Genomic DNA, 25,338 nt, shown 5'->3' on the forward strand with positions numbered 1-25,338 from the left:
GGCCGTCACCTCAACCCCCTACAGGATGCACAACAGCGAACACGCGGTCGCCGACGACCACCCCGTGTGCGACGGCGGCGTCCCCGGCGGAACGTTCACCGGCACATAACTCACCTTCGCCTGGTTGGTGATCGGGAACAGGCTCAGCAACGCGTACGTCGAGCAGTACACCTGCTTCGTCTGGTTCGCCGCCAACGTGAAGTCGCCGGTCTGGCACGACGGCTCCACGCTGTCCACCACGTGCGCGGACGTGATGCCGACCGGGCCGAGGTTCGTCACCGTGATCCGCCAGTACGCCGTCGCGTTCAGCAGGCCGAGGAGACCGACCCCCGTCTGCTTCACCCACGGCCCGGCGCCACCCGGCCCGCACTTCGCCGGTGTCGACGACTTGCAGATCTCCTTCTCCACCTTGACGTTCGGCGTGCACGACGCGCCCGGCGCCACCGGGAGCGTCACCGTGTTCGACGTGAACGAGCCTGTCGAGTCCGTGCCGGACGCCGTGTTCGCCACCGACGACACCGCGCAGTCCGCCGAGATCGTCGTGCGGAAGCACAGCTGCGGCGCGTCGCCCGCGTAGTCCACCACCAGCCGGCCGGCGAACCCGGCCGCGGAGTGCAGGACCAGCGTGGTCGTCACCGTGATCGACGGGTGCGCCGCCACGGAGACCCCGCTCAGGTCGACCGAGCCGTCCGGGGCGAAGCCCGGCGTCGGCACCGTCGCGCCGTCCTGGTCGACCACCGTCACCCGGGACGCCGCGAAGTCGACGTTCGCCGGGTCGACGCCCGTCAGCCGCGCCGCCGTGTAGCCCTGGACGTGCGAGCCGCCGTCGCAGTAGAAGTCACCCGGCTTCAGCGTCACCTGCCCGCCCGACCGGACGCACGGAGTGGCCCCGGTCGTGGGGTCCATCGAGAACAGCACGCCCGCGTCGCCGAGGCCGATCAAGCAGCCGGACGGCGGGTCGTAGGTGTACCCGTAGTCCCGGGTGGCCCCGCCGTTGACCGTCGGGTGCGAGATCGGGCCGGGCAGGCCCGCGCACGCCGTTCCCGTCGTCCAGTCGTGGCAGAGCGCCGCACCCGCGTAGCCGCCGTTCCAGATCGGCAGGTAGCTGCGCACGTGCCCGGCGGGATCGGTGACGACCTCCGGCGGGAAGGCGTAGACGCCGGCCGGCAGGGCGGCCGGGCCCGGCGGGGCCGCGAGCGTGGACCCGTCCAGCGCGTAGCACGTCGTGACGTCCGGGCTGCCGGTCGTCGTCGCGCACGCGCCCACCGCGGCGCCGCTCGTGTCGAACGCCGTGTAGTCGTTGTAGTTGTAGTTGCCCGCGGGACCGGTCGGCCGCGAGGACGCCCAGTTCGCGCACGCCGTGGCCGTCGCCGGGTCGAAGCAGCCGAGCGCCGGCTGCTGCCCGGTGCCCGGGTTCGACGTCGACGCGAACACCTTGCCCGCCACGACCGTCACCCCGCCGTAGACGTACGGCTGGTTGGCCGCCGGCACGATCGGCGCGTACGGCTGGCCGCCGCAGGCGCTCTGCGTGGCGATCGTCCAGCACACCACGGCACCGGAGCTGACGATGCCGTACAGGTTGCCGCCGGTCGCCACGAAGCCGCCGATGCTGCTCACCGGCGGGGAGCCGCCGGTGGGGGACAGCGCCCAGTACCCGCAGTTGGCGGTGGCGGCCATGTCGAGGCAGCCGACGCCGACCGAGGACGCGGTGACGGCGGGGTAGTAGACCTTCGCCGGCGCGGCGGGGTCGTGCACGTACTGCTCGACCATGGTGCTCGCGATGTCGCCGGCCCCCAGCGTGCCGAGCGGGCCCACCGCGGTGTTGAGCACCTTCGGCCACGGGCCGCCCGGGCAGCGCTGCCCGGTGGCGAGGTCGGTGCAGACCACCTTCGGCGAAGTGGCCCCCAGGTGGTGGTAGATGTTCCAGGCCTGCAGCACACCGCCCGGCGTGCGGTACAGGATCGGGCTGAAGCCGTCGCCGCCGGTCGCCGTCGTGACCGCCTGCACGGGCGGGGTGAGGGCGCCGGACAGCGAGGTCGCGTCCGGCCCGGCGTCGGGGTTGGTCGCCCGGACGGCGGTGACACCGGACGCGGGTTCGGTGCCGGTGAAGGTGGTGCCGTCGGTGGACCACGACGGCGTCCAGCCGGGCGGGGCGTGCAGCGAACCGGACTGGAACGCCTGGCCCGCGCCTATGGCGTCGGTGATGGTGGCGGCGCCGGCCCCGGTGGCCTGGTCGTCGTAGCCGATGACCCAGTTCGCGGTGGCACCGTGGTCGGCGGGCGATCCGGTGCCCTGCACGGACTTCGTGAGCCCGGAGACGGCGGCGGCCTCGGCGGCGACGGGCAGCGCGACGGCGGAGGCCGCGACGAGCACGAGGGGCAGCGCGGCACCCAGCATGCGTCTTCGCATGAATGGTCCTCGATTCTTTCGCGAGAGCGGATTCCGGGAATCGTTTTCCCGGCCGAAGGAAAATCCTATGCCGTGCCGGGAGTGCGTTGAAGCGCTCTCACCCGGGCGCCAGAAAGGCGATGCCAACAGCGCAATTCGTTACCGATGCGAAACAACGGGCACCTGCTGGGCCAAGGGGTTTTCCTGCGGGCGGTCACCCGGATGCCGTCGTGGTGTCACCCGATCGGGTAATGAGTGGACGCTAAAAATGGTGCGTTTCCGCTCCGGTGATGATCTATTTTCCGAATGCGGTCAGCCCGATTCGGCGTCGAAGCGGAGTTTCGACGTGATCCGGTACCGGTCGCCGCGGTAGACCGAGCGGGTCAGCTCGACCGCCCGGTCGGTCCGCCGGCAGGTCGCGCAGGGATCCGCTCCCGGCGACCGCGGGCCGAGTTTGCGCCTGCGCACCGGTACTGCGGGCCGCGCGTCCTTTGGCGTCGGTGGGCGCGGCTCGGCGGAGGGTGGGCACCATCCCGCCGTTCAGCCGGATTCGGCGTCGAAGCGGAGTTTCGACGTGATCCGGTACCGGTCGCCCCGGTACACCGAGCGCGTCAGCTCGACCGCCCGGCCCGTCGTGTCGCGGGTGAGCCGCTCGATGTGGAGGATCGGCGCGTACACCGCGATCTCGAGCAGCTCGGCCTGTTCCGGGTTGGTCACCGCCGGCTCGATCGTCTGCACCGCGTCCGCCACCACGATCCCGAACCGCTCCCGCAGCAGCCGGTAGAAGTTGCCCGACTCCAGGTCCGCGACGGCCAGCCCGGGGACCACCGACGCCGGCAGCGCCAGCTGCTCGATCGCGATCGGCTCGTCGTCGACGTGCCGGACCCGCGTCACGCGCAGCACCGGCGTTCCTGAGGTGAGTTCCAGGTCGGCCGCCAGGGACCGCGGGGCGGGGGAAACCGCGAACGCCACCACCCGGCTCGTCCAATGCCCTTCCGCGGGCGGGACGGCGAGGCCCGTCGCCAGTTCCTGGGTCACCTTGTGCGGGCTGGTGAACGTCCCCCGCCCGCGCTGGCGCACCAGCAGCCCGGTGCGGGTCAGCTCGTCGATCGCCGCCCGGACGGTCGGGCGGGACACGCCCAGCTCCGCGGCCAGGTCGCGTTCCGACGCCAGCCCGGTGCCGGGGCCGGCGTTCTCGATCACCTTCAGCAGGTGCCGCCGGACGCGGTCGCGCTTCACGGTGGGCGGGCGGTCCGCCGGCTCGACACCTTCTTGTCGGGGGCTCCGGGTGGCGGAGCGCCCGGCCTGGGGCGAGGCCCCGGATGGCTCGCCTTCTTTTCGGGGGCTCCGGGTGGCGGGGCCCCCGGCCTGGGGTGAAGCCCCGGATGGCTCACCTTCTTTTCGGGGGCTCCGGGTGGGGGAGCCCCCGGCCTGGGGCGAGGCCCCCGATGACACAGCGGTCAAGGCACCGTCTTCCCGGGTACTCCGAGCGCGCCGGCGAACCGGACGCGCTCCTTGGGCAGGGCGTCGAGGGCGCGCAGCCGCTCGAGGTGACCGGCCAGGCGCTCCTGGAATTCAGCATAACCGCGGGCCGCCGGCGTCCACGCGCGCTCGGCCAGCGCGCACAGCCGCGGGAACGCCAGGTGCCGCACGTGGTCGGGGGTCGGCGCGTGCTCGGTCCACAGCTGGGCCTGCGTGCCGAGCACGCCGGGCCGGGCTCCGTCGCTGACCGGGAGCCCGCCTTCGAGGGGGTCGAAGCGGTAGACGTCCCGGAGTGTCGTGACGTCCGCGCGCGGCGGTTCGTCCGGTTCCTCGCTCTGCCGGTAGTCGAAGTAGGTCGAGGTGTGCGGCGCCATGATCACCTGGTGCCCGCGGGCCACGGCCAGTGCCCCGTGCGCGGCGTCGCGCCAGGCCGTGACGACCAGGTCCGGCGGCAGCCGGCCCGCGGCGTGGCCGGTTTCGTCCCAGCAGACGGCCTGCCTGCCGAGGCCCGCCACGAACCGGTGCAGCTCGCCCAGGAACCACGGGTGCAGCTCGGCGGTATCGCTCAGCTCGAGCTCGGCCGCCTTCGCCCGCGCGACCGGGTTCGCCGCCCACTGCGTCGTCGGGCACTCGTCGCCGCCGATGTGCAGGTGCGGGGCCGGGAAGACGTCCGCGACCTGCGTGAGGACCTCGCGGCAGAAGGCGAACGCGCCGTCGTGGACGCCGAGGATGTCCGGGCTGATGCCCCACGCCGTCCACACCGGCAGCCGGACGTCCGGGCGGTTGCCGAGGTCGGGGTAGGCGGCCAGCGCCGAGCGGACGTGCCCGGGCAGGTCGATCTCGGGCACGATCCGCACGCCGCGCTCGGCCGCGAAGGCGACCAGGTCGCGCAGCTCGCGCTGGGTGTAGAAGCCGCCGTGGGGAACGCCGTCGTACACGTCGCTGCCGGCCGCCCCGACCATCGACTCCGTGCGCCACGCGCCGATCTCGGTGAGCCGCGGCCAGCCGTCGATTTCGATCCGCCAGCCCTGGTCGTCGGTCAGGTGCAGGTGCAGGACGTTGTACTTGTGCAGCGCCAGCAGGTCGACGAACTCGCGCAGGAACTCCAGCGGCAGGAAGTGCCGGGCGACGTCGAGCAGCACGCCGCGCCACGGCAGCCGCGGCGCGTCGCGGACGTGCAGGCACGGCAGCCGCGGCGGGCCGTGCAGCGGCACCAGCTGGCGGACCGTCTGCACGCCGTTGCGCAGCCCCGCTTCGGTCGACGCGGTCAGGAGCGCCCCCGTGGGCGTGACGTCGAGTTCGTAGCCCTCGGGCCCGTGGTTCCCTTGGGGCGCCAGGTCGAGGCGGATCGCCGGTCCATTGTGGATCGTCGGCCGGGGCAGGTAGCCGGCGAGGAGCCGCGCCGCGCGTTCGGCACCGCGGCCCGCCAGGACGCGCAGGCCGCCGGCCGGCGCGAAGGAGCCGGCGCGGCGGGTCAGCCGCGCGGGGGCGGGGATGATCATCAGCCCTTCACCGCGCCCGCGGTCATGCCTTCGACCAGGTGGCGCTGCACGAGCGCGAAGAAGACGACGACGGGCAGCGCGAACAGCGTCGAGGCCGCGATCAGGCCGCCGTAGTCGGTGCCGGTGCTCGTGCTGAACGACACCAGCCACACCGGCAGCGTGTAGCCCGAACTGTCCTTCATGATCACGTACGCGAAGAGGAAGTCGTTCCACGCCGTGATGAACGCGAACACGCTGGTCGCGATCAGCCCGGGCAGCACGAGCGGCAGCAGGACCGAGCGCATGACGCGTCCGCGCGTCGCGCCGTCGACCATCGCCGCCTCCTCGAGCTCGACCGGGATGCCGTGCAGGAAGCCGCGCAACGTCCAGATCGTGAACGGCAGCACGAGCGCCACGTACGTCAGGACCAGCCCGAGCAGCGTGTCGAGCAGGTGCGCGCTCTTGAGGCCGAGGAACAGGGGGATGACCAGCGCGGGCACCGGCACCATCTGCAGCACGAGCACGCCGATCAGGAAGCTGCGGCGCCCGAAGAACCGGAAGCGCGTCAACGCCGTCGCCGCGAGGAAGGCGACCACAATGGACAGTGCGACGACCGCGACGACGACCACGACGCTGTTGACGAGGTCCTGGACGAACCCCGGCTTGGCGAGGGCGTCGGCGAAGTTGTCGAAGGTGACGTCGAACGGCAGGAACTCCGGTGTCGGCTGGAGGATCTTGCCCGCCGGCTTGAACGCCGTGAGCACCATCCAGTAGACCGGGAAGATCCACACCAGGCAGAAGATCGTCGCGATGGCGTTGCGGCCGATGCGCCGGATCACAGGTCCTCCCCGGAGCGGACGAGCCGGCGCACGTAGACGGCCGTCATGCCGACCAGCAGCGCGACCGAGACGACGGCGATCGCCGCGCCCTGCCCGAAGTCGTTGCGGCTGAACGCCCGGGTGAACGTCCAGATGCCCAGGGTCGTCGTGCCGTCGTTCGGCCCGCCCTGGGTCAGGATCCAGATCTGGTTGAACACGGTGAAGTCCCAGATCACCGAGAGGATGGTGACCAGGCCGAGGATCGGCTGCAGGAACGGGAAGGTGATGGTGCGGTGCACCCGCCACGGCCCGGCGCCGTCCAGCGCGGCGGCTTCGTAGTAGGAGCGCGGGATCTGCGACAGGCCCGCGTACAGCGTGAGCGCGACGAACGGCACGGACTGCCAGACGACGAGCAGCCAGACGAGCGTGAACGCCGACGCCGGGGATGTCGTCCAGTCGTGCTGGGTGAGGTCGCCGAAGCCGGCCTGGGTGAGCAGCCAGTTGACGACGCCGTAGCCGGGCTGGAAAAGCCACTGCCAGACCAAAGTGGACGCCACGTTCGGCAGTGCCCACGCGGCGATCAGGCAGAGCGTGACAGCGGTGCGCATCCCTTTGCCCAGCCGTTGCAGCAGCAGCGCGACGCCGAACCCGATGACCAGGGTGCCGAGCACGAGCGCCGCGCAAAACCCGATGCTGCGTGCGAGAACCGGGAGGAGCTGGTCGTCGCCGAGGACCGCGGCGTAGTTGTCCAGGCCGGCGAAGGACGTCGTGCCGGTGAACAGGGACCGGAGGCTGTACTTCTGCGTCGAGATGACGACCAGGCGCACCAGCGGGTAGCCCAGCACGAGTCCCAGGAGGACGGTCGCGGGCAGCAGCAGGCCGTAGGGCAGCAGCGAACGACGGCGGCGTGGCGCGGCTGGTCTCGGCGGGGCTTCGGGCGGCGCTTTCTCCAGCAACACGAGGACTCCTTCGCGGAAAGGGGCGGGGCGGCCCGGTTGGGGACGGCAGTCGGCCGGGCCACCCCGCCGGTCAGCGGGCGTTGAGCGCCTCGGTCAGGTGAGCGTCGAAGTCCTTGGCGGCGTCGGCGATCGACCGGCGCCCGGTGGCGATGTCCGCGAAGAAGGTGTTGATCGACTTGTCACTCTCGATCGTCGCCCAGCCGGGCGCGGCCGGGGTGGCGACGCTCGTCTTGGCCGCGGTGGCGAAGGCGGCGTTGAGCGGCGGCAGGGTCGGCGTGATCTGGTCGATGAGCTGGGTGGAGATGGGCGTCCAGCCGTCGATCCCGACGATCGCGTCGCGCTGGACGGCGGGGTCGGTCGCGGCCTTGAGGTAGGCGAGGGCGAGGTCCTGGTTGCGGCTCTTGGCGGCGACGGCGAGGTCGGATCCGCCGAGGAACACCGGCTGCGTCCTGCCGGGCGTGGCGCTGGGGAACGGGAAGGTGCCCAGGCGGTCCTTCAGTTCAGGCTTGTTCTTGACGACGGTGTTGACGCTCGTGTCGAGGATCGCCCCGGCGCCGCCCGAGGAGAAGATCGCGGCCTGGTCGGGGGCCTTGGTGTCGACGTTGCGGGACGCGGCCGAGGAGTAGGCGTTCTGGAAGTCTTTCCACGCCTGCAGACCCTTTTGCGCCTCGGGGCTTTCGAGCGCGCCGGCCCACTTGCCGTCCTTCTGGGTGGCGATTTGGCCGCCGGCGTCCCAGACGAACTGCAGCGCACCGAACCAGTACTTGCCGGGGAAGTGGAAGGCCGAGTAGTCGGCGGCGGGGTGCTTGGCCTTGATCTTGTCGAGGTCCTGGGTGAGTTCTTGGAACGTCGTCGGGGGAGCGGTGATCCCGGCTTCGGCCCAGACCTGCCTGTCGTAGATGACCGCGCGGTTGCCGGCGAAGAGCGGGGCGCCGTAGACCTGTCCGTCCACAGTGGCCGGGCCGGCGAGACCGTCCAGCCAGGTCTGGCCGGCGGCGAGCTCGTCGCGGTGCGGGCTGAGGTCGGTGAGGGCGCCGTTGGCGGCGAAGAGCGGGACGTTCGTGTTGCCGATCTCGATGACGTCGGGTGTGTTGTCCTGGGCCAGCGCGGTGCTGATCTTGGTGTTGATGTTGTCCCACTCCTGGATCTGCACGGCGACCTTCGCGCCGGTGGCCTTCTCGAACGCGGCGTTGATGGCCGCGGTGGCCTTGTCGGACAGGTCGCCGTTCATCAGCCAGACGGTCAGCTGCCCGCCTGGCGCGGCAGCGGGAGCGGGGGCGTCGGAACCGCAGGCGGCGGTAGCGGTCACGGCGGCGACGGCCAGGGCGGCGGCGAAGGTGCGTCTGCGCATGGGGATTCCCGGGAGTGAGGTGGTGGGGGTGAGGGCGAGCGCCCCAAGGTGGCCTTCGGTGCGTCTGACGCACCGAAGGCCACATTGGGTGCGTGTGACGCAACCAAGGCCACATTGGGGCGCTTGGGTGGCCGCGGCCCGGGGTGGTCCCTGTGACCCGGGCCGCGGCCGGACTTCGGCAGTGCCGGATTTCAGCAGTGGCCGAGGTCGGCCCACTGGGCGGTGAGCCCCGGTTCGGACCCCTGGGTCCACCAGTTGGCCTGCCACAGGTGCGCGTTGTGCTTCACCCGCTGGCCGCCGAGGTACACCGTGCCCCAGTCCCACTCCGCCGCCGTCGAGCAGTTCGCCGGCTGCGAAGGCGTCGTGGGCGTGGTCGGGGTGGTGGGTGTGGTCGGCTTGGTCGTCGTGGTCGCCGGCGGGGTGGTCGGCGTCGTGCAGCCGGTCACCGTGTCCACATGGGACGTTCCGGCCGTCCGGTACGAACCCGCGCGGGCGACGGCGTCCGCGGGCGAGACCACCTGGTTGCCCGCGTAGTACGTCCAGTCGACCTGTTCGGTGTAGACGCTGTTGCCGCTCGTGTGCCCGGCCGTGTCGATGAACCACATGTTGTAGTTGATCGACATCGGCGTCCGCGGGTACACCGGGTTGCCCTGCGCGTCGGTCGTGTGGTCCGCGGTGAGCACGCCGTCGATGTAGTACTTCACGTGCCCGCCCGACACCTGCGTGACGATGTCGTGCCAGCCCGCGAAACTGCGGTTCTGCGCGGTGGACGTGCGCAGGCCGTCCCACGTCGGGCTGTTCCAGTACGTGTACCAGCTGGTCTGGTAGTTGGCGGTCGGGCCGCCCCAGCCGCCGTTGGGCAGGTACTCCGAGAAGTCCAGCTCGCTGTAGAGCGGGTCGCGGTCGTACCGCAGCGGCGAGATCGTGAAGTACGTTTCGTTGACGTGGTCGCCGTCCGTGCCGCTGTCCGGCGCGTCGGTGAAGCGGACCCGGCTCGCGTACGTGCCTTCGAAGAACCGCAGCTGGTTCTGGTACATCTCGGAATGGGTGGTGCCGGCCGCGCTGCCGTCGGTGCTGGCGGCGAGCTGGGCGACGCGCTCGCCGTTCACGGTCGGGAAGCTGACGTTGCTGGTGAGCCACCGCGCGCCGGCGACGCCGGGGCTGCCGACGTCGTTGCGCGTGGTCCAGCCGGCGCCGCCGAACGCGGAGTCGGTGGGGGAGTTGTAGTGGAAGTCGTCGAACAGCACGCCGCAGTCGGCCGCCGCGGCCGTCGGGCTCGCGATGGCCCCGCCGGTGAGGATCAGGGCCGTGGCGGCCACGGTCGCGGCGCTCGTCAGGACTGCTGTGGTGGTCCGGGTTCTGCGGGACATGGGTCTCCTCCTGAGGATGGCCGTCCGCCGGAGCTCGCTGATTGGTCTAGACGAATCAGGTGGCGAGGACTCTCCTCCTGACCATTGGTAAAGTCAAGACGGCGCCAGAACTTACCTTTGGTAATTTCCGGGACCGGTTTCCGGCGGGTCCCGCTGCGCCTGTCGAGTTACCGTCGTCCCGTTCGTCATCCTCTTCGACCGACGCCGGACGAAGGAGCGCACGTGCTCTACATGCTGCTGATCTACAACTGCGAACGGCCCGAGCCGGGCGACGCCGGGTTCGAGGAGGCCCTCGCCGCCGTCAACGCCTTCGCCGACGAGTGCCGCCGCCGCGGCGTCTTCGTCTCCGGCCACCCGCTGCAGGGCGAGCACACCGCCACGACGGTGACCGTGCAGGAAGGCCGGACGATCGTCACCGACGGGCCCTTCACCGAGACCCACGAGCACCTCGGCGGGGTGTACGTCTTCGACTGCCGCGACCTCGACGAAGCCCTGGAGCTGGCCGCCCTGTGCCCGATGGCCTCGCAGGGTTCGATCGAGGTCCGCCCGATCGCCGGCGTGCCCGGGCTGGACCACCGCGCCGCCCGTGGCTGACCGGGCGGCCGGCGCCGTCGAACGCGTCTACCGCGCGGACCGCGCCCGGCTGCTCGCCGCGCTGGTCCGGGTGCTCGGCGACTTCGAGCTCGCCGAAGACGCCCTGCAGGACGCCGTCGCGCGGGCGCTGCGGACGTGGGACGACGCCCTCCCGGACGACCCCGCGGCCTGGCTGCTGACCGCGGCGCGCAACAGCGCCGTCGACCGGATCCGCCGCGCCCGCGTCGGCGAGGCCAAGCTGGCCCGGGTCGCGGCCGGGGAGAGCGGGGTGACCACCGTGCGCCTGCCCGACGACCGGCTCGCGGAGGTCGGCGACGACCGGCTGAGCCTGCTCTTCACCTGCTGCCACCCGGCACTGGCCGAAGACGCCAGGGTCGCGCTGACGCTGCAGGCGGTCGCGGGCCTGACCGCCGCCCAGATCGCCCGGCTGTTCCTCGTCGCCGAACCGGCGCTGGCGCAGCGGCTCGTGCGCGCGAAACGCAAGATCCGCGACGCGGGCATCTCGCTGAGCGTCCCGCCGGACCACCTGCTGCCCGACCGCCTCGCCGGCGTCCTCGCGGTCGTCTACCTCGTCTTCACGCGCGGGTACGCGTCGCCGTCCGGCCGGGACGAGCCGGCGGAGCTGCGGCGCGAGGCGATCCGGCTGGCGAAGCTGCTGGCCGCGCTGATGCCGGACGAGCCGGAAGCGCTCGGCCTGCTCGCGCTGCTCCTGCTGCAGGACTCGCGCTCGGCCGCCCGCTACACCGCCGACGGCGACGTCGTCCTGCTGGAGGACCAGGACCGCGAGCAGTGGGACCGCGCCGGAATCGCCGAAGCGTTCGGCGTGCTCGGGCGGGCGCTGCGCCACGGGCGGGTCGGCCAATACCAGTTGCAGGCGGCGATCGCGGCCCAGCACGCGCAGGCCCGCGCGGCGGCCGACACCGACTGGACGCGGATCGCCGCGCTCTACGCGCAGCTTCGGACGCTCGCGCCGTCACCCGTGGTCGCGCTCAACCACGCCGTGGCCGTCGCGATGGTGTCCGGTCCCGAACACGGCTTGGCTCTGGTCGAGGCCGTCGAGGGGCTCGACCGCTACCACCTCTGGCACGCCGCCCGCGCGGACCTGCTGCGCCGCCTCGGCCGCCGCGAAGACGCCACCGCCGCGTACCGGCGGGCGCGTGAGCTGGCCGAAGCCCCGGCCGACCACCGTTTCCTCGACCGCCGCCTGCACGAACTGGAGTCCTGATGCGACTGTCCGTTCTGGACACCGGCCACCGCCGCCGGGCCCGCGTCTTCATGGCCGTCACCGGAAAGCTGTCCGGCGTCACCAGCCCCGACATCGTCAAGCTGCTGCTGTACCGGCCCGGTTTCCTGACCCGGCCGCTGCTGGAGCTGACCGCGCCCGCGATGCGCGGTGAGTCGTACTGGACCGCCGCCGAGCGCGAGTACCTCGCGATGAGCACGGCGAAGGTGCACGAGTGCCCGTTCTGCGTCGTCACGCACGCGGAGCTGGTGCGGATCGCGGGCGACGGCGACCTCGACCCCCGGCCGGAACTGCTTGCCGTGCAACGGTTCCTCGAGGACGTCTCGCGCGACGCCGACCTCGACCCCGCGCCGCTGCGCGCCTTGCCCGCGCACGCCGTGTCGGAGGCGCTGGACGTCAACCTGGTGTGGAACATCGTCAACCGCCTCGCGAACGCGTTCGGCTTCGAGCTGCTCGACGGGCAGCTGAAGGCGGGCACGCAGGCGCTGCACCGCGCCGGCTACCGGTTCCCGGGCTTCTTGCTCGCCGGCGGTCCGGACGGCCTCCGGGCGAGCGTCTTCGGCCAGCCGGCGCACACGAGTCCTGAACTCCGACGGGCGGCCGGTACGGGGGAAGGGCTGCCTCCGCCGTGGGGCGATTACGCGGCGCTGGTCCGCGACGCGTCCCACCGGGTGAGCGACGACGACGTCCGCGCGTTGCTCGCCGCCGGGTGCAGCGAGGACGAGGTCTTCGAGGTCACGGTGGCCGCGGCGGTGGGCGCGGCACTGCGCAGCTTCGACGCCGGCCACGCCGCGCTCGGGGCGTGACCGGCGTCGTGGCTCAGACCCCGGCCGGCTTGGGTTCGGGTGTCTCCTGGAGCCGCGCCGCTCGGGTCTTCGGGCCGAACAGCGCCAGCACCACCGCGCCCACCAGCCACGTGCCCGCGATGAACAGGAACACGCTCTGGTACCCGCTGCCGTTGTACAACGCGGCCACGATCAGCGGGCCCACCGCGTTCGACAGCCGGCCGAGGCCGTACGACACTCCCGTGCCCAGCGAGCGGCCGCGCGTGTCGAACAGCTCCGGCGAGTACGCGTACCCCAGCGCCGTGTAGCCGCGCTCGAACAGGTTCACCAGGAAGCCGAACACCACGATGAGGATCGGGTTGAACGTCAGCCCGTAGAACAGGCCGCACAGCGCGATCACCGTGCCGAACGCGACCAGGCACCACTTGCGCTCGAAGCGGTCCGTCACCAGCGCCGCCAGGTACGAGCCCAGCGGTGCGCCCACCGTCGTCAGCGCCACGTAGAACACCGACTTCTCGACGCTGAAGCCCTCCTTGGCCAGCAGCGTCGGCGCCCAGCTCGAGTAGCCGAAGAAGCCGATCGTCTGCGTCACCCACAGGACCGTCAGCAGCAGCGTCGGCATCAGGTACTTCTTCTGCAGCAGCAACCGCAGCGGCGCCTTGGCGACCGGTGCCTCGTCGACCGGCGGCGCCGGCTCCGGCAGCGGGCCCTTCTCCGCCGCGACGCGCTCTTCGATCTCCCGCAGCACCGCGTCCGCCTTGGCGTGCTCGCCCCGGCTCTCGTACCAGCGCGGCGACTCCTTCAGCTGCCGCGTGAACAGCACCAGCAGCACGCCGAGCGCGCCCCACAGGTACACCAGCCGCCACGACCAGGAGTTGATCGGCACCACCGCGCTCGCGATCAGGTTCGTCACCGGCGTGCCGCAGATGCCGATCACGATCGCGTACGCCTGGTACTTGCCGCGGCTCGCCGCCGGGTACAGCTCGCTGACGTAGATGACCGCGACGACCGTCATCGCCGAGAGCCCGGCCGAGGTCAGGATGCGGAACACGCCGAGCGAGACGATGTCCCAGGAGAACACCGCCGCGAACGAGAAGACGCCGAACCACACGGTGGTCCACATCAGCGCGTTCTTCCGGCCCCAGCGGTCGGCGAGCTTGCTCGCGACGATCGAGCCGAAGAACATGCCGACGAACGACAGCGAGGTCACGTACGCGACCTGGTTGACCGTCACGCCCCACAGCTTGATCAGCTTGGGCGCGGTGGTGGCGAAGCTGTTGATGTCCGCGAACTCGAAGAAGTACGCGAACGAGACGGCGAGCAGGGTGATCTTGTGGAACCGCGAAATCGGCAGTCTGTTCAGCCGGTTGTACGCGTTGGCGTGCTGCATTGCATGCCCTTCAGGGGTTTCAGGCGGTTTCGCCGGGCCAGTAGAGGCGCATCGGGTTGTCGACGAGCAGCTTCCGCTGCAGCTCATGCGTTTCCGCGATGTGCGGGACGTGGTCGACGAGCAGCCCGTCGTCGGGCATGTGGTGCTTCAGGTTCGGGTGGGGCCAGTCGGTGCCCCACAGGACGCGGTCCGGGAACTCCGTCACGACGCGCCGGGCGAAGGGCACGACATCGGTGTACGCGTGCCGTTCGCCGTCGAGGGCCGGTGGCCCGGTGACGGTGAGGCGCTCGGGGCAGCTCACCTTCACGTGGACATCGTTGCGGTCGACGAACCGCAGGAACCGCGCGAACTCCGGGCCGTCGACGGGTTTCGTGACGTCCGGGCGTCCCATGTGGTCGATCACCAGGGGTGCGGGCAGCTCGCCGAAGAAGTCCTCGAGCTCGGGCAGGTCGGCGGCTTCGAAGTAGAGCACCACGTGCCAGCCGAGCGGCGCGATCTTCTTCGCGATGGTGCTCAGGTCCTCTTTGGGCGAAGCGTCGACGAGCCGTTTCACGAAGTTGAACCGGACGCCTTTGACGCCCGCCTCGTCGAGTCGACGGAGTTCTTCGTCGCCGACATCCGGACGGACGGTCGCGATCCCGCGCGCCCGGCCGTCCGCCGCCTCCACGGCGTCGACCATGGCCGAGTTGTCCGCGCCGTGGCAGGTGGCCTGCACGATGACGTTCCGCGTGACGCCGAGGTGGTCCCGCAGCGCGAAGAGCTGGTCCTTGCTCGCGTCGCAGGGCGTGTACTTGCGTTCGGGCGCGAACGGGAAGTCGTTCTGGGGACCGAAAACGTGGCAGTGGGCGTCCACAGTGCCCTCGGGCAGCCGGAAGTCCGGTGTGGACGGATTCGCGTACCAGTCCAGCCAGCCCGGCGTCTTCGGCGCGCGCGCGATCATCGGCCCTGTCCTTTGAGGAGGGTGTCCAGCCGAGGGTAGACGGCGCGGGTGTTGTGCTCCCGGATCGCGGCCCAGTCCTCTTCGGACAGTTTGGCGGCTTCGGCGTACCGGCGGGTGTCGTCGAAGTGGTGGCCGGTGCGCGGGTCGACGCTGCGGACGGCGCCGATCATCTCGGAGGCGAACAGGATGTTGCGCGCCGGCACGACGTCGAAGAGCAGGTCCGACCCCGGCTGGTGGTAGACGCAGGTGTCGAAGAAGACGTTGTTCAGGACGTGCTCTTCCAGCTCGGGCTTGCCCAGCGCCATCGCGAGGCCGCGGAACCGGCCCCAGTGGTAGGGCACCGCGCCGCCGCCGTGCGGGATGACCAGCCGCAGCGTCGGGAAGTCGGCGAAGAGGTCGCCCTGCACGAGCTGCATGAACGCGGTCGTGTCGGCGTTGAGGTAGTGCGCGCCGGTGGTGTGGAACGCGGGGTTGACGCTGGTGCTGACGTGCACCATCGCCGGGATGTCGTACTCGACCATCTTTTCGTAGATCGGGTACCACGACCGGTCGGTGAGCGGCGGCGCGGTCCAGTGGCCGCCGCTGGGGTCGGGGTTGAGGTTGAGCGCGACGGCGCCGTACTCCTCGACGCAGCGGGTCAGCTCGGGCAGGCAGGTGGCCGGGTCGACGCCCGGCGACTGCGGGAGCATCGCGGCCGGCGCGAACCGCTCCGGGTAGAGCGTGCTGACGCGGTAGCAGAGCTCGTTGCAGATGGCGGCCCACTCGGCCGACGTCTCGAAGCCGCCGACGTGGTGGGCCATGAACGACGCGCGCGGCGAGAAGATGGTGAGGTCGATGCCGCGTTCGTCCATCAGCCGCAGCTGGTTCGGCTCGATCGTCTCGCGCAGTTCGTCGTCGCTGATCCGCAGGTCCGCCCGCTTCGGCGGGGCGGCGTCCCCGGTCAGGGCCGCGACCTGCTGGTCGCGCCACGCCGCGAGGGCGGGCGGGGCGGTGGTGTAGTGGCCGTGGCAGTCGATGATCAAGGTGGTTCCTCGTCGCTTCTGGGCTTCGATACTCGCACACTAATCGTCGATGAAATTGTTGACAATATCTACGACGAGATTGACCGGATCGAGATGCTTCCACCTGGCCGGGGTGGGTGAGGTCCCCGTGAGAGACTGCGGGCGAACCGCCGGGGCCGGAGTCGGCGCACCGTGGGGGCGGTCGGCCGAGACCGAGGACGCCATGACGAATCCGCAGAACCCGGGACCGCAGGGGCAGCAGCCGTACGCCGGGCCGGCTGGGGCTGGGCAGCCGTATGGCGTGCCGTCGGGCGGGTTTCCGGCGCAGCCGGAGGTGGGGCAGGAGTCGGATGGCGCGCCTTCGGGCGGGTTCCCTGCGCAGGCGGGCACGGGCCAGCAGCCGTTTGGTGCGCCTTCGGGCGGGTTCCCGGCGCAGCCGGCCCCGGGCCAGCAGCCATATCCGGCGCCGTCGGGCGGGTTTCCGGCGCCGCCGCCCCCGGGCCAGCAGCCCTACCCCGCGCCCACGGGAGGTTTCCCAGCGCGGCAGCCGTATCCCGGCCACCCGTCCTACCCCGGCGGGTACCCCGGCCAGCCCTACGCCGCCGCGCCCTATCCCATGACCGGCTACGGCATGCGGCCGCCGCAACCCAACGGTGTCACCGCCATCATCGCCGGTGTTCTCGCCGTGCTCGGCGGGCTCGTCTCCCTGCTCGGCCTCATCGGCGGCGTCATCGGGGTCTCGAGCCTCGGGTTCCTGCACTGGCTCTTCGTCGTCGCCCTGGTCGAAGACCTCATCCTCGTCGGCACGCTGCTGCCCGGCGGCATCCTGCTCTTCCTGCGCAAACCGGCAGGCCGCCTGCTCACCATCGTCGGCAGCGGGTTCGCCATCTTCGTGGCCGTCGCGACGCTCGTCTTCGACATCGTCGGCGTCGGGCACTACGGCGCGGGCGTGTTCCCCGGCGGGACCGCACTCGGGTTGCTGCTGACCTTCGTTCCCGCCGGGGCGACGCTCGTCCTCGCGATCGTCAAGCCGACCGCGCTGTGGTGCGCCCCCCGTCCACGCTGACCGGGTTCGCGGCGCGGCGCACCAGGCTCACCATCGCCGCGCCGAGGACGCCCGCGATCGCGAACACGACGAAGCCCAAAGAGGACAGTCCACTCGCGACCAGGATCCCACCGAGCCACGGCCCGAACACCGCGCCCAGCCTGCCGACGCCCGACACCCAGCCGAGCGCCGTGGCGCGGCTGTCCGCCGGGTAGTAGGCGCCGACCGCCGCGTAGATGAGCGTCTGCGCGCTGAACAGCCACGCGCCGGTGAGGAACACGACCACGTACGTCACCGCCAGTGGCATGTGCAGCGCCAGCAGCCCGACGCCGCACGCGGTCAGCGCGAACCAGATGATCGCGACCGGCCGGGCGCCGAACCGGTCGGCGAGCCGTCCGGCGACGAGCATGCCCGCGATCCCGCCCAGGTTGATCACCAGCAGGAAGCTGATCGCGGAACCGAGGTTGTAGCCGCTGCCGCGCATCATCGTCGGCAGCCAGGTGTTGACGCCGTACACCAGCAGCAGGCCGGCGAACGAGGCGATCCAGAACAGCAGCGTCGTCATCCGCACCGAGGGCGTGAACAGGCCGCGCAGGCCGCCGCGCCGGTCTTCCGCCGGTTCGGGCGCGAACGTGTCGAGGGAGACCGCGTACTTGTCCGCGATGGCCTGCGCGCGCTCGGTCTTCCCCTTGGCCAGCAGGAACGTCAGCGACTCCGGCAGCAGGAGGACGACCACCGGCAGCACCACCACGAGCAGCAGCGCGCCGATCCAGTACACCGAGCGCCAGCCGAGCGACTGCACGAGCGTCATCCCCAGCGCGCCGGCCAGCGCGCCACCCGCCTGGTGGGCCGTCATCACCGTGGTGACGGCGAGGTTCTTCCGCCACGCCGGCGCGTACTCCATGACCATCGCGATCGCCGACGGCAGCAGGCCGCCGAGCCCGATGCCGGCGACGAACCGCGCCGCGCCGAAGAACTCGACCGTCGGCGCGGCGGCGCACGCGGCCGCGGCCAGCGAGAACACGGTGACGCCGGTGATGATGATCTTCCGGCGGCCGGTGCGGTCGGTGAGGATCCCGGACGCGAGCGCGCCGAGCATCATCCCGAACGTCGTCAGGCTGCCGATGGTGCCGCCGGTGACCGCCGTCAGGCCGAAGCTCTTGTCGGCCAGCACGCCCGGCAGCGTCGCCCCGTAGACGAACAGGTCCAGGCCGTCGAGCAGGACGAGGACCCAGCACAACGCGGTCACCCTGATGGACAGCCGGACCGTGGCGGCGGTCGTGCCGCCGAGTTCTCGTGTGGACATCCTCGTCCCTTTCGTTCCTGGGCGGCGAAGGTGTCCGAAGTTACATCGGCTGAGATATTGAACACAAGACTCGCGGCAAGATTGTTAACAATCCTGTGAATCAGCTATGTGTGCGAGCTGGTCGCGGGAGGCGCCGGCGACGTCGGCCCGCACGCCCAGCTCGGCCAGCATCTCCGCGGCCGCCGCCATCTCGGCGGTGCGCCGGACGGCGTGCTTGTACGAGCCGTCGACGAGCCGGTCGACGGTCGCCGCGCCCGCCGCGGTGAGCTCGTCGACGATGATCTTGCGCAGCCAGTCTTCGCAGCCCGCGGCGCGTGCGGCGGTCAGCGCCTCGACCACGGCGGCCGACATGCCCTTGAAGAACACGCTGCGCAGCAGCTTGCGCTCGGCGGCGAGCCCGGCGTCACCGGGCATGACCTCGACCGCGGCACCGAACCCGTTCAGCGCACCGGCGACGGCCTCGGCGGCGGGGCCGGTGGCAAGCATCGGGACGCGCAGGCCGCGGCCCGGCACCGGCGCCATGATCGCGATGTCGGCGAACGGCACGCCGTGCCCGGCGGCGATGCGGGCGAGTTCGCGCTTGGTGCCGGGGGAGGCGGTGTTCAGGTCGGCCCAGGCGGCGCCGTCCTTCACGCCGGCCAAGCCGGCTTCGAGCGCCTCGACGGCCGCGTGTGCGCTGTTCACGCTGAGCACCAGGTCGGCGCCCTCGGCGGCGTCGGCTTCGGAGCCGGTGGCGACGACCCCTTCGGCGGCGGGAACGGCGGGGTCGTAGCCGCGCACGACGGCGCCGGCGGCGATCAGGTCGCGGGCGAGCGCGCTGCCCGCCTCGCCGAGTCCCAGTACCGCGATGGTTCCGGACATAGCAGAATCCTCTCGACAAGCTACGATCGAGTACACGATGTGCTCGACAAAATTGTCAACAAAAGTCGTCTTCACAACAAACGGAGTCGGGGTATGACGGAGAGTGCTGCGGATCGGCAGCCGGGGGAGCGTTCCGTGGTGGCGGCCATTCGCGACGCGATCGTCCGCGGTGAGTTCGTGCCCAACCAGCGACTGGTGGAGGCGGACCTGTCCGGCCAGTTCGCCGCGAGCCGCGCGACGGTGCGCGCGGCGCTGATCGAGCTGACGAACGAGGGGCTCGTCGAGCGCGTGCAGAACCGCGGTGCCCGGGTGCGCGCGGTGTCGCTGGAGGAGGCCGTCGAGATCTCCGAGGTCCGCATGATGCTGGAGTCGCTGTGCGCGGCGAAGGCGGCGGAGCGCGTTTCCGACGCCGAGGTCGGCGAGCTGAAGGAGCTCGGCGAGCTGATGCACCAGGCGGTCGCGGCCGGCGACGTCGTCGGGTACTCGGGGCTCAACCAGCGGCTGCACCGCAGGGTCCGCGAGATCAGCGGCCAGCACACGGCGGCGCAGGTGCTGGAGCGGCTGCGGGGGCAGAGCGTGCGCCACCAGTTCCGGCTGGCGATGCGCCCGGGACGGCCGCAGGTGTCGTTGCCGGAGCACCTGGCGATCATCGACGCGATCTGCGCGCACGACGCGGAGCGGGCGGCGGAGGCGGCGCAGGTGCACCTGGGGAGCGTGATCGAGGCGCTCAAGGCCGCCGATGCGGCGGAGGTGTCGCACCTGCGCCCGTGAGGTGATGCGATGAACGACCCTTTCATGGCGTTTGACGCCATGGTTCCGGCGAAGTCGCGCGACTCAACTGTCCCGGCGCCGCGGCCGACCGACCTACGCTCGCCGAAATACCCGCCGGGTCCTGAACGGCGCGATCCAGCCCTGGCCGCAGCCAGGACGTGAAGGTCGCGAATGTCGCATTCGGGACGTGGGAGGTCTCGAATGAGGCATTCGCGGCACGGCCGCGTCCTCCGGGCGGCCGGCGACGATCGCCGTTCCGGCTTGAAGCCCGAGCTGGAGAGGACCGTCCACCTTCCAGTGCGCCCTGGGCAGAGACAGGAATGAGCACGCGCGACTTTGCCGAGCCCCTGGCGTCCGACGCCATGAACGACTCTTTCATGGCGTTTGACGGCCTGAACGACCCTTTCATGGCGTCGCGTCCGGCCTGATGGCATGAACGACCCGTTCATGCCATCGCGCGCGGCTCGCCTCCGTGCCACCGTTCACCTCGCCAACTTGCGCGCCAAGATTGTTGACAATTTCGTCAACCGAACCGTATCGTAGCCGGTATGAAGCCCGTCATCGTCACCGATCCGCCGCGCGCCGACCTCGCGCAGGTCGCGCAGCTGGCCGACTACGGCGTCGCCACCGTTCACGAGGCTCTCGGGCGCTCCGGGCTGCTCGGCCCCGACCTCCGCCCGATCCAGGACGGCGCGCGGATCGGCGGCACCGCCGTCACCGCGCTCTGCTGGCCCGGGGACAACCTCATGATCCACGCCGCCGTCGAGCAGTGCCGTGAAGGCGATGTCCTCGTCGTCACCACCACTTCCCCCTGCCGCGACGGGCTTTTCGGCGAGCTGTTCGCCACCGCGCTGCGGTACCGCGGCGTGAAGGGCCTCGTCATCAACACCGGCGTCCGCGACGTCACCGACCTGCGCGCGCTCGGCTTCCCCGTGTGGTCGGCCGCCGTCAGCGCGCAGGGCACCGTCAAGGCGACCGCCGGGGCCGTCAACGTGCCCGTCGTCATCGGCGGCCAGGTCATCCGCCCGGGCGACGCCGTCCTCGCCGACGACGACGGTGTCATGCGCGTGCGCCGCGAGGACGTCCAAATCGGACTCGAAGCCTCGCAAGCCCGGCTGGAAAAGGAAGCCGCCGCGCGGGAAGCGTTCGCCCAGGGGCAGCTCGGCCTGGACCGCTACGGGCTGCGCGAAAAGCTCGACGCCCTCGGCGTCCGGTACCTGACCGCCGAGGAGTACGAGAAGGAGCAGGCATGACCGGCGTGCGCTGCATGCTCATGCGCGGCGGCACCTCCAAGGGCGCCTACTTCCTCGCCGAGGACCTCCCGTCGGACCCGCGGACCCGCGACGACCTCCTGATGCGGATCATGGGCACTCCCGATCCGCGCCAGATCGACGGCCTCGGCGGTGCCCAGCCCGTCACCAGCAAGGTCGCCATCGTGTCCGAAGTGGACGCCGAGGACCGCGACATCGACTACCTGTTCCTGCAGCTCGGTGTCGAAGAGCCGACCGTCTCCGACCGGCAGACCTGCGGCAACCTCCTGGCCGGCGTCGGGCAGTTCGCCGTCGAACGCGGGCTCGTGCCCGCCGGGCCCGAACGCACCACCGTGCGCATCCGGCTGGTCAACACCGGCAGCATCGCCGTTTCGACGTTCGCCACCCCCGGCGGCGAAGTCGACTACAGCGGTGACACGGCCATCTCCGGCGTCCCCGGCACCGCCGCCCCGGTCGAACTGGACTTCACCGATACCGAAGGATCGGTCTGCGGCAGCCTGCTGCCCACCGGCAACGTCCGCGACGACATCGGCGGCATCGCGGTCACCTGCGTGGACAACGGGATGCCGGTCGTCGTGGCCCGCGCCGAGGACCTCGGCGAGGAGCCGGGGCTCGCCGACCGGATCGACGCGCTGCGCATCGAAGCCGGGAAGCTGATGGGCCTCGGCGACGTCCGCGGCTCGTCGGTCCCCAAGACGACGCTCGTTTCCGCGCCGCGCGACGGCGGCGCCATCGCCACCCGCACGTTCATCCCGGTCAAGCAGCACCCGTCGATCGGCGTGCTCGGTGGGGTCAGCGTCGTGACGGCGTTGCTGCTCGAAGGTGCCGTAGGAGCCGAACTCCTCCGGAAGCCGGCGGACGGCGAGCCCGTCCAGATCGAGCACCCGAGCGGCAAGCTCGCCGTGGCGATCGAGTTCGAAGACTCCCGCGTCCGCCGGTCGACGGTGATCCGCACCGCGCGGAAGCTGTTCGACGGCACCGTTTTCCCGCGCCCCTGAGGAGAGATCCATGCCCGACCCCTCGCCGCGTCACGAAATCGCCCACCTCGGCCACGTCGAGCTGCTGACCCCGGAGCCGGAGAAGAGCCTGGACTTCTTCGTCCGCGTGCTCGGGCTGACCGAGAACGGCACCGACGGCGACTCCGTCTACCTGCGCACGTGGGACGACTACGAGCACCACAGCCTGAAGCTGACCGCGGCGAAGACGTCGGGGGTCGGGCGGACGGCGTTGCGCGCGTCGAGCGAAGAGGCCCTCAAACGGCGCGTCGTCGCCCTCGAGGAACGCGGGCTCGGCGTCGGCTGGGTGGACGGCGACACCGGGATCGGCGCGACCTACCTGTTCCGCGACCCGGACGGCCACGAGCTCGAGGTCTACTGGGAATCCGAGCGCTACCAGCCGCCGGAGCACCTGCGGCCGGCGTTGAAGAACCAGGCGCAGGCGTACCCGGGACGCGGGGTGGGCGTCCGGCGCCTCGACCACGTCAACTACCTGGCGCGGGAGGCCGAAGCCAACGGCCGGTTCATCTGCGACGCGCTCGGCGGCCGGGTCACCGAACAGATCCAGCTCGACAGCGGCGTGATTTCGGGGCAGTGGACGCACTTCGCGCAGAAGTCCTACGACCTCGTGTACACGAACGACTGGACGAAGTCGAACGGGCGCCTGCACCACATCGCGTTCGCCACCGACACGCGCGAGGACATCCTGCGCGCGGCGGACATCGCGCTCGACAACGACGTCCACATCGAGACCGGGCCGCACAAGCACGCGATCCAGCAGACGTTCTTCCTCTACCTCTACGAGCCCGGCGGCAACCGGATCGAGCTGTGCAACCCGACGGGGCGGCTGATCTTCGCGCCGGACTGGGAGCCGGTCACCTGGACCGAGGCCGAGCGCGCGAAGGGGCAGGCGTGGGGGTTGAAGACGATCGAGTCGTTCCACACGCACGGGACGCCGCCGGTGGCGTGATCAGCGCGTGAGCTCGCGGTAGGCGTCGGCGACGCGGCAGAGGTACTCGGTGTCGCTGCCGAGATCCTGTCCACCTTGGACGGTCGGGTCGGTCGCGAGCGGTGGCTTGCCTTCCTCGCGGGCGTGCAGGGCGGCGGCGATCTCGGCGGCCTCCTGGTGTTCGCCGGTGCCGGAACCGGTGCGGTACGGGCGGATGGCGAGCAGGCCGTCGCGGATCTCGATGACCCGGCGGTAGAGGTGCAGCCGCGTCGGGAAGAGCGTGGTGCGCGGTGGTTCGAGCGCGATCGCGGGCTCGGCGCGGTAGAGGGCGAGCCAGAGCGGGCCGAGCCGGCGGTACTGGCGGTGGTGGCGCAGCCAGCCGGCCGCCGCGGGCACGCCGACGCCGACGAGCACGAGCACGTGGGCCGCCGTCGGAAGGGCCTTGCTCAGCAGGAAACCGCGGCCGTACTCGAAGGTGAAGGGAGCGCGGGCGGTGACGGCGATGACGGTCCGGATCACCATGTAGCCCGCCGCGGCGACGACCCCGGCGACGACCAGCCCGAAGCCGGCGCGCACGACGCGGTCGGCCGTGCGGCGCGCGTCCTGCAGGCACAGCGCGGCGATGACCGCGAGTTCGGGCAGGAGCGCGAGGGCGTAGGCGATGCAGTACTCCATGACGAACGGCGACTGCGGCATCATGTTCGGCGCCAGCGCGAAGAACGCGATCATCACGGCACCGCCGGTGGCGGCCCAGGCGGTGTGCCGCCGGGCGCTTTCGCGGAGCCCGTGCACGGTGAGGAGGAGCTGCGCGCCGGCCCAGACGGCACCGACCATGGCGAGGTGGGCGACGAGCAGTTCGACGTTGGGGGCACCGAGTTCGCGGGTGAAGGCGCGGACGGCGGGGGTGAGCGCGGTCTGCGAGACGGCCAGGCCGAGCACGCAGAACCGCACCAGCCGGCGGCCGGGGGTGGGGCTCGGGCGGAGCCAGAGGAGGAGGGCCCAGGCGAAGACGGCCGGGCCGTAGCGGCGGATCAGTTCAGCCACGGGTGCCGCGCTTCTCCACGGCGACCGAGCCCATCCGGCCGCTCACTTCACCCACGGTCGCCGCCGTCCTCCAACGCCGAACGCAGCCGGTCCGCCGCCGAATCGCCTTGCCGCGCGAAACCCGTGTGCTGGCCCAGCATCGACGCGAACAGCTCCGCCTCCCGCTCCTCCTCGCTCGAATACCCCGCGCGCCCCAGTACCCTCCGGACCATCGCCGGGTCCAGGTTGGGGAGCAGGACGTGGGCCTGCTCGGCCGGGGTGAGCGTCGCCGGGTAGTGGTCGCACAGCATGTGGCCGATCTCGTGCAGCACGATGTGGTCCTGGTGCGGTGCGCTCGTGTGCTTCTCGTACGCGATCAGGTCCGTCGTCGCCGTCGCGATCCACAGGCCGCACACCTCCGACAGCCCGGGCAGGGGCAGCAGCCGGATCGGGCGGCCGCGGCGCTCGCCCAGCGCCGCGCACAGCGTCCGCACGTCGAACCTGGCCGGCAGGCTCAGCTCGCGCAGCACCGCGGTGAACTGGTGCCGGAGCCGGCGCCGCGAGGTCATCGTTCGGCGTCGCTCGCCGGTTCGGGGAGGCCCTCGAGCTCGCGGACCCGGTCGACCATGTCGCTGATCGCTTCCAAGCTCTTCGCCGACAACCCGCGCGCGCGAAGGGCGATCTGCCGGACCGGAGCGTCCCGCAGCGCGCTGAGCAGCGTCAGCTCCGCGTCGATGCGCTCGGCTTCGGCGTCGTCGAAGAAGTACGCGGGGGGCACGCCGAAGAACCCCGCGAGCGCTTCGAGGTGCCGCTTGGTCGGGTTGTCGCGCAGGCCCTTGCGCAGCTGCCACAGGTAGGTGGCCGAAATCGTCGGGCCGCCTTGCGCGCGGATGGACTCGGCGACCTCGTCGAAGGTGTACTCGTCGCCGTCGGCCGGGCGCACGACGCTGAACAGGTGGTTCAGCTTCGCGGAGAGGGTTCCCGCGGCGATCTCCTCCGGCATGGCGCGGAGTCTACCGTTGACCACGTCGGCCACGTCAGTTTACGATCACGGCCGAGTTCACCAACTGATGTGAATGGGCGAGGGGGCGGTTCACATTCCGAGGAAGCACCCGAGGACGACGATCACCGGACGGCTGGCCGTGGTGGGGGCCGCCGCACTGCTCTACGCCCACTGCATCGGAGGCGCCGGCTGCCCTGCGGGGCAGCGAACCTGAACCTCCGACGAACCCGTGGCGCTCACCGCGGTTTCGACCGCGGCCTGCGGAACGGCGCCCCTCGTGCACTTGACGCGTATAACGGTCTATACGACGAT

24 protein-coding genes are annotated in these 25,338 nt (G+C 71.3%); 8 read left to right on the forward strand and 16 right to left on the reverse strand.

From position 1 onward, the window contains the following. Positions 1-18 precede the first annotated feature (18 nt). The 8 genes from ACIQWX_RS46130 to ACIQWX_RS46165 all read right to left on the reverse strand — a co-directional run bounded on the left by ACIQWX_RS46130 (position 19) and on the right by ACIQWX_RS46165 (position 9,849). Complete coding sequence (locus ACIQWX_RS46130) at positions 19-2,409, reverse strand: hypothetical protein (protein WP_400885487.1); 2,391 nt, start codon at positions 2,407-2,409, stop codon at positions 19-21. A 291-nt stretch (positions 2,410-2,700) separates the two neighbouring features. Next, positions 2,701-2,856 carry a hypothetical protein gene (locus ACIQWX_RS46135; protein ID WP_400885489.1) on the reverse strand — a complete coding sequence of 52 codons (156 nt, stop codon included), beginning with the start codon at positions 2,854-2,856 and terminating at the stop codon, positions 2,701-2,703. A 72-nt stretch (positions 2,857-2,928) separates the two neighbouring features. Then, positions 2,929-3,627: a GntR family transcriptional regulator gene (locus tag ACIQWX_RS46140; protein WP_400885491.1), complete on the reverse strand. Its 699-nt coding sequence runs from the start codon at positions 3,625-3,627 to the stop codon at positions 2,929-2,931. A gap of 221 nt (positions 3,628-3,848) precedes the next feature. Beyond that, entirely contained in the window at positions 3,849-5,372 is a 1,524-nt protein-coding gene (locus ACIQWX_RS46145) for a beta-N-acetylhexosaminidase (RefSeq protein WP_400885494.1), read from the reverse strand. Beyond that, positions 5,372-6,190 carry a carbohydrate ABC transporter permease gene (locus ACIQWX_RS46150; protein WP_400885497.1) on the reverse strand — a complete coding sequence of 273 codons (819 nt, stop codon included), beginning with the start codon at positions 6,188-6,190 and terminating at the stop codon, positions 5,372-5,374. Before ACIQWX_RS46150 ends, ACIQWX_RS46145 begins: the two co-directional genes overlap by 1 nt. Next, positions 6,187-7,128 (reverse strand): carbohydrate ABC transporter permease, encoded by a 942-nt coding sequence (locus tag ACIQWX_RS46155; RefSeq protein ID WP_400885500.1) that lies wholly within the window; start codon positions 7,126-7,128, stop codon positions 6,187-6,189. The genes ACIQWX_RS46150 and ACIQWX_RS46155 overlap by 4 nt, the downstream gene beginning before the upstream one ends. A gap of 70 nt (positions 7,129-7,198) precedes the next feature. Beyond that, positions 7,199-8,479, reverse strand: coding sequence for an extracellular solute-binding protein (locus ACIQWX_RS46160; RefSeq protein WP_400885503.1), 1,281 nt, complete (start codon positions 8,477-8,479; stop codon positions 7,199-7,201). A gap of 191 nt (positions 8,480-8,670) precedes the next feature. Next, positions 8,671-9,849 (reverse strand): carbohydrate-binding protein, encoded by a 1,179-nt coding sequence (locus ACIQWX_RS46165; RefSeq protein ID WP_400885505.1) that lies wholly within the window; start codon positions 9,847-9,849, stop codon positions 8,671-8,673. Between the two features lie 222 nt (positions 9,850-10,071). Here ACIQWX_RS46165 and ACIQWX_RS46170 point away from each other — a divergent pair, with 222 nt between their 5' ends. From ACIQWX_RS46170 to ACIQWX_RS46180, 3 genes are read left to right on the forward strand one after another with little or no spacing between them, the layout of a single operon-like run. Next, positions 10,072-10,443, forward strand: coding sequence for a YciI family protein (locus ACIQWX_RS46170; protein ID WP_400885508.1), 372 nt, complete (start codon positions 10,072-10,074; stop codon positions 10,441-10,443). Next, entirely contained in the window at positions 10,436-11,668 is a 1,233-nt protein-coding gene (locus ACIQWX_RS46175) for an RNA polymerase sigma factor (RefSeq protein ID WP_400885510.1), read from the forward strand. Before ACIQWX_RS46170 ends, ACIQWX_RS46175 begins: the two co-directional genes overlap by 8 nt. After that, positions 11,668-12,492 carry a hypothetical protein gene (locus ACIQWX_RS46180; protein ID WP_400885513.1) on the forward strand — a complete coding sequence of 275 codons (825 nt, stop codon included), beginning with the start codon at positions 11,668-11,670 and terminating at the stop codon, positions 12,490-12,492. Before ACIQWX_RS46175 ends, ACIQWX_RS46180 begins: the two co-directional genes overlap by 1 nt. Before the next feature lie 13 nt (positions 12,493-12,505). Here ACIQWX_RS46180 and ACIQWX_RS46185 read toward each other — a convergent pair whose 3' ends face one another. From ACIQWX_RS46185 to ACIQWX_RS46195, 3 genes are read right to left on the reverse strand one after another with little or no spacing between them, the layout of a single operon-like run. Beyond that, on the reverse strand, positions 12,506-13,861 hold the full coding sequence (locus tag ACIQWX_RS46185) for an MFS transporter (protein WP_400885515.1): 1,356 nt from the start codon (positions 13,859-13,861) through the stop codon (positions 12,506-12,508). Positions 13,862-13,880: 19 nt separating this feature from the next. Continuing rightward, complete coding sequence (locus tag ACIQWX_RS46190) at positions 13,881-14,801, reverse strand: amidohydrolase family protein (protein WP_400885517.1); 921 nt, start codon at positions 14,799-14,801, stop codon at positions 13,881-13,883. Then, entirely contained in the window at positions 14,798-15,823 is a 1,026-nt protein-coding gene (locus ACIQWX_RS46195) for an amidohydrolase family protein (protein WP_400885520.1), read from the reverse strand. The genes ACIQWX_RS46190 and ACIQWX_RS46195 overlap by 4 nt, the downstream gene beginning before the upstream one ends. Positions 15,824-16,025: 202 nt before the next feature. Between ACIQWX_RS46195 and ACIQWX_RS46200 the strand changes: the two genes are divergently transcribed. Beyond that, the gene (locus ACIQWX_RS46200; RefSeq protein ID WP_400885523.1) at positions 16,026-16,868 is read left to right on the forward strand and encodes a hypothetical protein; all 843 of its coding nucleotides are present in this window, start codon (positions 16,026-16,028) and stop codon (positions 16,866-16,868) included. On the opposite strand, the gene ACIQWX_RS46205 is transcribed toward ACIQWX_RS46200, so the two are convergent. Continuing rightward, positions 16,828-18,153 carry an MFS transporter gene (locus ACIQWX_RS46205; protein WP_400885525.1) on the reverse strand — a complete coding sequence of 442 codons (1,326 nt, stop codon included), beginning with the start codon at positions 18,151-18,153 and terminating at the stop codon, positions 16,828-16,830. The two genes, ACIQWX_RS46200 and ACIQWX_RS46205, sit on opposite strands and share 41 nt — an antisense overlap. An 84-nt stretch (positions 18,154-18,237) precedes the next feature. After that, positions 18,238-19,014, reverse strand: coding sequence for a DUF1932 domain-containing protein (locus tag ACIQWX_RS46210; RefSeq protein ID WP_400885527.1), 777 nt, complete (start codon positions 19,012-19,014; stop codon positions 18,238-18,240). 93 nt (positions 19,015-19,107) lie between these two features. Between ACIQWX_RS46210 and ACIQWX_RS46215 the strand changes: the two genes are divergently transcribed. The 4 genes from ACIQWX_RS46215 (at position 19,108) to ACIQWX_RS46230 (ending at position 23,021) form a co-directional block, all read left to right on the forward strand. Then, a complete protein-coding gene (locus ACIQWX_RS46215; RefSeq protein WP_400885529.1) occupies positions 19,108-19,785 on the forward strand; it encodes a GntR family transcriptional regulator in 678 nt (225 codons plus the stop codon). A gap of 548 nt (positions 19,786-20,333) precedes the next feature. After that, entirely contained in the window at positions 20,334-21,038 is a 705-nt protein-coding gene (locus ACIQWX_RS46220) for a 4-carboxy-4-hydroxy-2-oxoadipate aldolase/oxaloacetate decarboxylase (protein WP_400885531.1), read from the forward strand. Continuing rightward, positions 21,035-22,054: a 4-oxalomesaconate tautomerase gene (locus ACIQWX_RS46225; RefSeq protein WP_400885534.1), complete on the forward strand. Its 1,020-nt coding sequence runs from the start codon at positions 21,035-21,037 to the stop codon at positions 22,052-22,054. The genes ACIQWX_RS46220 and ACIQWX_RS46225 overlap by 4 nt, the downstream gene beginning before the upstream one ends. 10 nt (positions 22,055-22,064) lie before the next feature. Further along, positions 22,065-23,021: a catechol 2,3-dioxygenase gene (locus tag ACIQWX_RS46230; protein WP_400885536.1), complete on the forward strand. Its 957-nt coding sequence runs from the start codon at positions 22,065-22,067 to the stop codon at positions 23,019-23,021. Here ACIQWX_RS46230 and ACIQWX_RS46235 read toward each other — a convergent pair whose 3' ends face one another. The 3 genes from ACIQWX_RS46235 to ACIQWX_RS46245 are packed head-to-tail and all read right to left on the reverse strand — an operon-like array spanning position 23,022 to position 25,026. After that, on the reverse strand, positions 23,022-24,044 hold the full coding sequence (locus ACIQWX_RS46235) for an MAB_1171c family putative transporter (RefSeq protein WP_400885538.1): 1,023 nt from the start codon (positions 24,042-24,044) through the stop codon (positions 23,022-23,024). It lies immediately after the preceding gene. A gap of 47 nt (positions 24,045-24,091) precedes the next feature. Continuing rightward, positions 24,092-24,592 (reverse strand): hypothetical protein, encoded by a 501-nt coding sequence (locus tag ACIQWX_RS46240; RefSeq protein WP_400885540.1) that lies wholly within the window; start codon positions 24,590-24,592, stop codon positions 24,092-24,094. Further along, positions 24,589-25,026, reverse strand: a complete 438-nt coding sequence (locus tag ACIQWX_RS46245) for a helix-turn-helix domain-containing protein (RefSeq protein WP_400885542.1) — start codon at positions 25,024-25,026, stop codon at positions 24,589-24,591. Before ACIQWX_RS46245 ends, ACIQWX_RS46240 begins: the two co-directional genes overlap by 4 nt. Between the last annotated feature and the right edge of the window lie 312 nt (positions 25,027-25,338).

Source organism: Amycolatopsis sp. NPDC098790 (genome assembly GCF_044759945.1).
In the GTDB taxonomy this organism is placed as follows: domain Bacteria; phylum Actinomycetota; class Actinomycetes; order Mycobacteriales; family Pseudonocardiaceae; genus Amycolatopsis.

Excerpts from the sequence above, each read along its gene's own strand:
- ACIQWX_RS46130 (WP_400885487.1), bottom strand. The coding sequence starts at position 2,409 with ATGCGAAGACGCATGCTGGGTGCCGCGCTGCCCCTCGTGCTCGTCGCG.
- ACIQWX_RS46145 (WP_400885494.1), bottom strand. The coding sequence starts at position 5,372 with ATGATCATCCCCGCCCCCGCGCGGCTGACCCGCCGCGCCGGCTCCTTC.
- ACIQWX_RS46160 (WP_400885503.1), bottom strand. The coding sequence starts at position 8,479 with ATGCGCAGACGCACCTTCGCCGCCGCCCTGGCCGTCGCCGCCGTGACC.
- ACIQWX_RS46165 (WP_400885505.1), bottom strand. The coding sequence starts at position 9,849 with ATGTCCCGCAGAACCCGGACCACCACAGCAGTCCTGACGAGCGCCGCG.
- ACIQWX_RS46180 (WP_400885513.1), top strand. The coding sequence starts at position 11,668 with ATGCGACTGTCCGTTCTGGACACCGGCCACCGCCGCCGGGCCCGCGTC.
- ACIQWX_RS46185 (WP_400885515.1), bottom strand. The coding sequence starts at position 13,861 with ATGCAGCACGCCAACGCGTACAACCGGCTGAACAGACTGCCGATTTCG.
- ACIQWX_RS46190 (WP_400885517.1), bottom strand. The coding sequence starts at position 14,801 with ATGATCGCGCGCGCGCCGAAGACGCCGGGCTGGCTGGACTGGTACGCG.
- ACIQWX_RS46200 (WP_400885523.1), top strand. The coding sequence starts at position 16,026 with ATGACGAATCCGCAGAACCCGGGACCGCAGGGGCAGCAGCCGTACGCC.
- ACIQWX_RS46205 (WP_400885525.1), bottom strand. The coding sequence starts at position 18,153 with ATGTCCACACGAGAACTCGGCGGCACGACCGCCGCCACGGTCCGGCTG.
- ACIQWX_RS46210 (WP_400885527.1), bottom strand. The coding sequence starts at position 19,014 with ATGTCCGGAACCATCGCGGTACTGGGACTCGGCGAGGCGGGCAGCGCG.
- ACIQWX_RS46215 (WP_400885529.1), top strand. The coding sequence starts at position 19,108 with ATGACGGAGAGTGCTGCGGATCGGCAGCCGGGGGAGCGTTCCGTGGTG.
- ACIQWX_RS46220 (WP_400885531.1), top strand. The coding sequence starts at position 20,334 with ATGAAGCCCGTCATCGTCACCGATCCGCCGCGCGCCGACCTCGCGCAG.
- ACIQWX_RS46225 (WP_400885534.1), top strand. The coding sequence starts at position 21,035 with ATGACCGGCGTGCGCTGCATGCTCATGCGCGGCGGCACCTCCAAGGGC.
- ACIQWX_RS46230 (WP_400885536.1), top strand. The coding sequence starts at position 22,065 with ATGCCCGACCCCTCGCCGCGTCACGAAATCGCCCACCTCGGCCACGTC.
- ACIQWX_RS46240 (WP_400885540.1), bottom strand. The coding sequence starts at position 24,592 with ATGACCTCGCGGCGCCGGCTCCGGCACCAGTTCACCGCGGTGCTGCGC.
- ACIQWX_RS46245 (WP_400885542.1), bottom strand. The coding sequence starts at position 25,026 with ATGCCGGAGGAGATCGCCGCGGGAACCCTCTCCGCGAAGCTGAACCAC.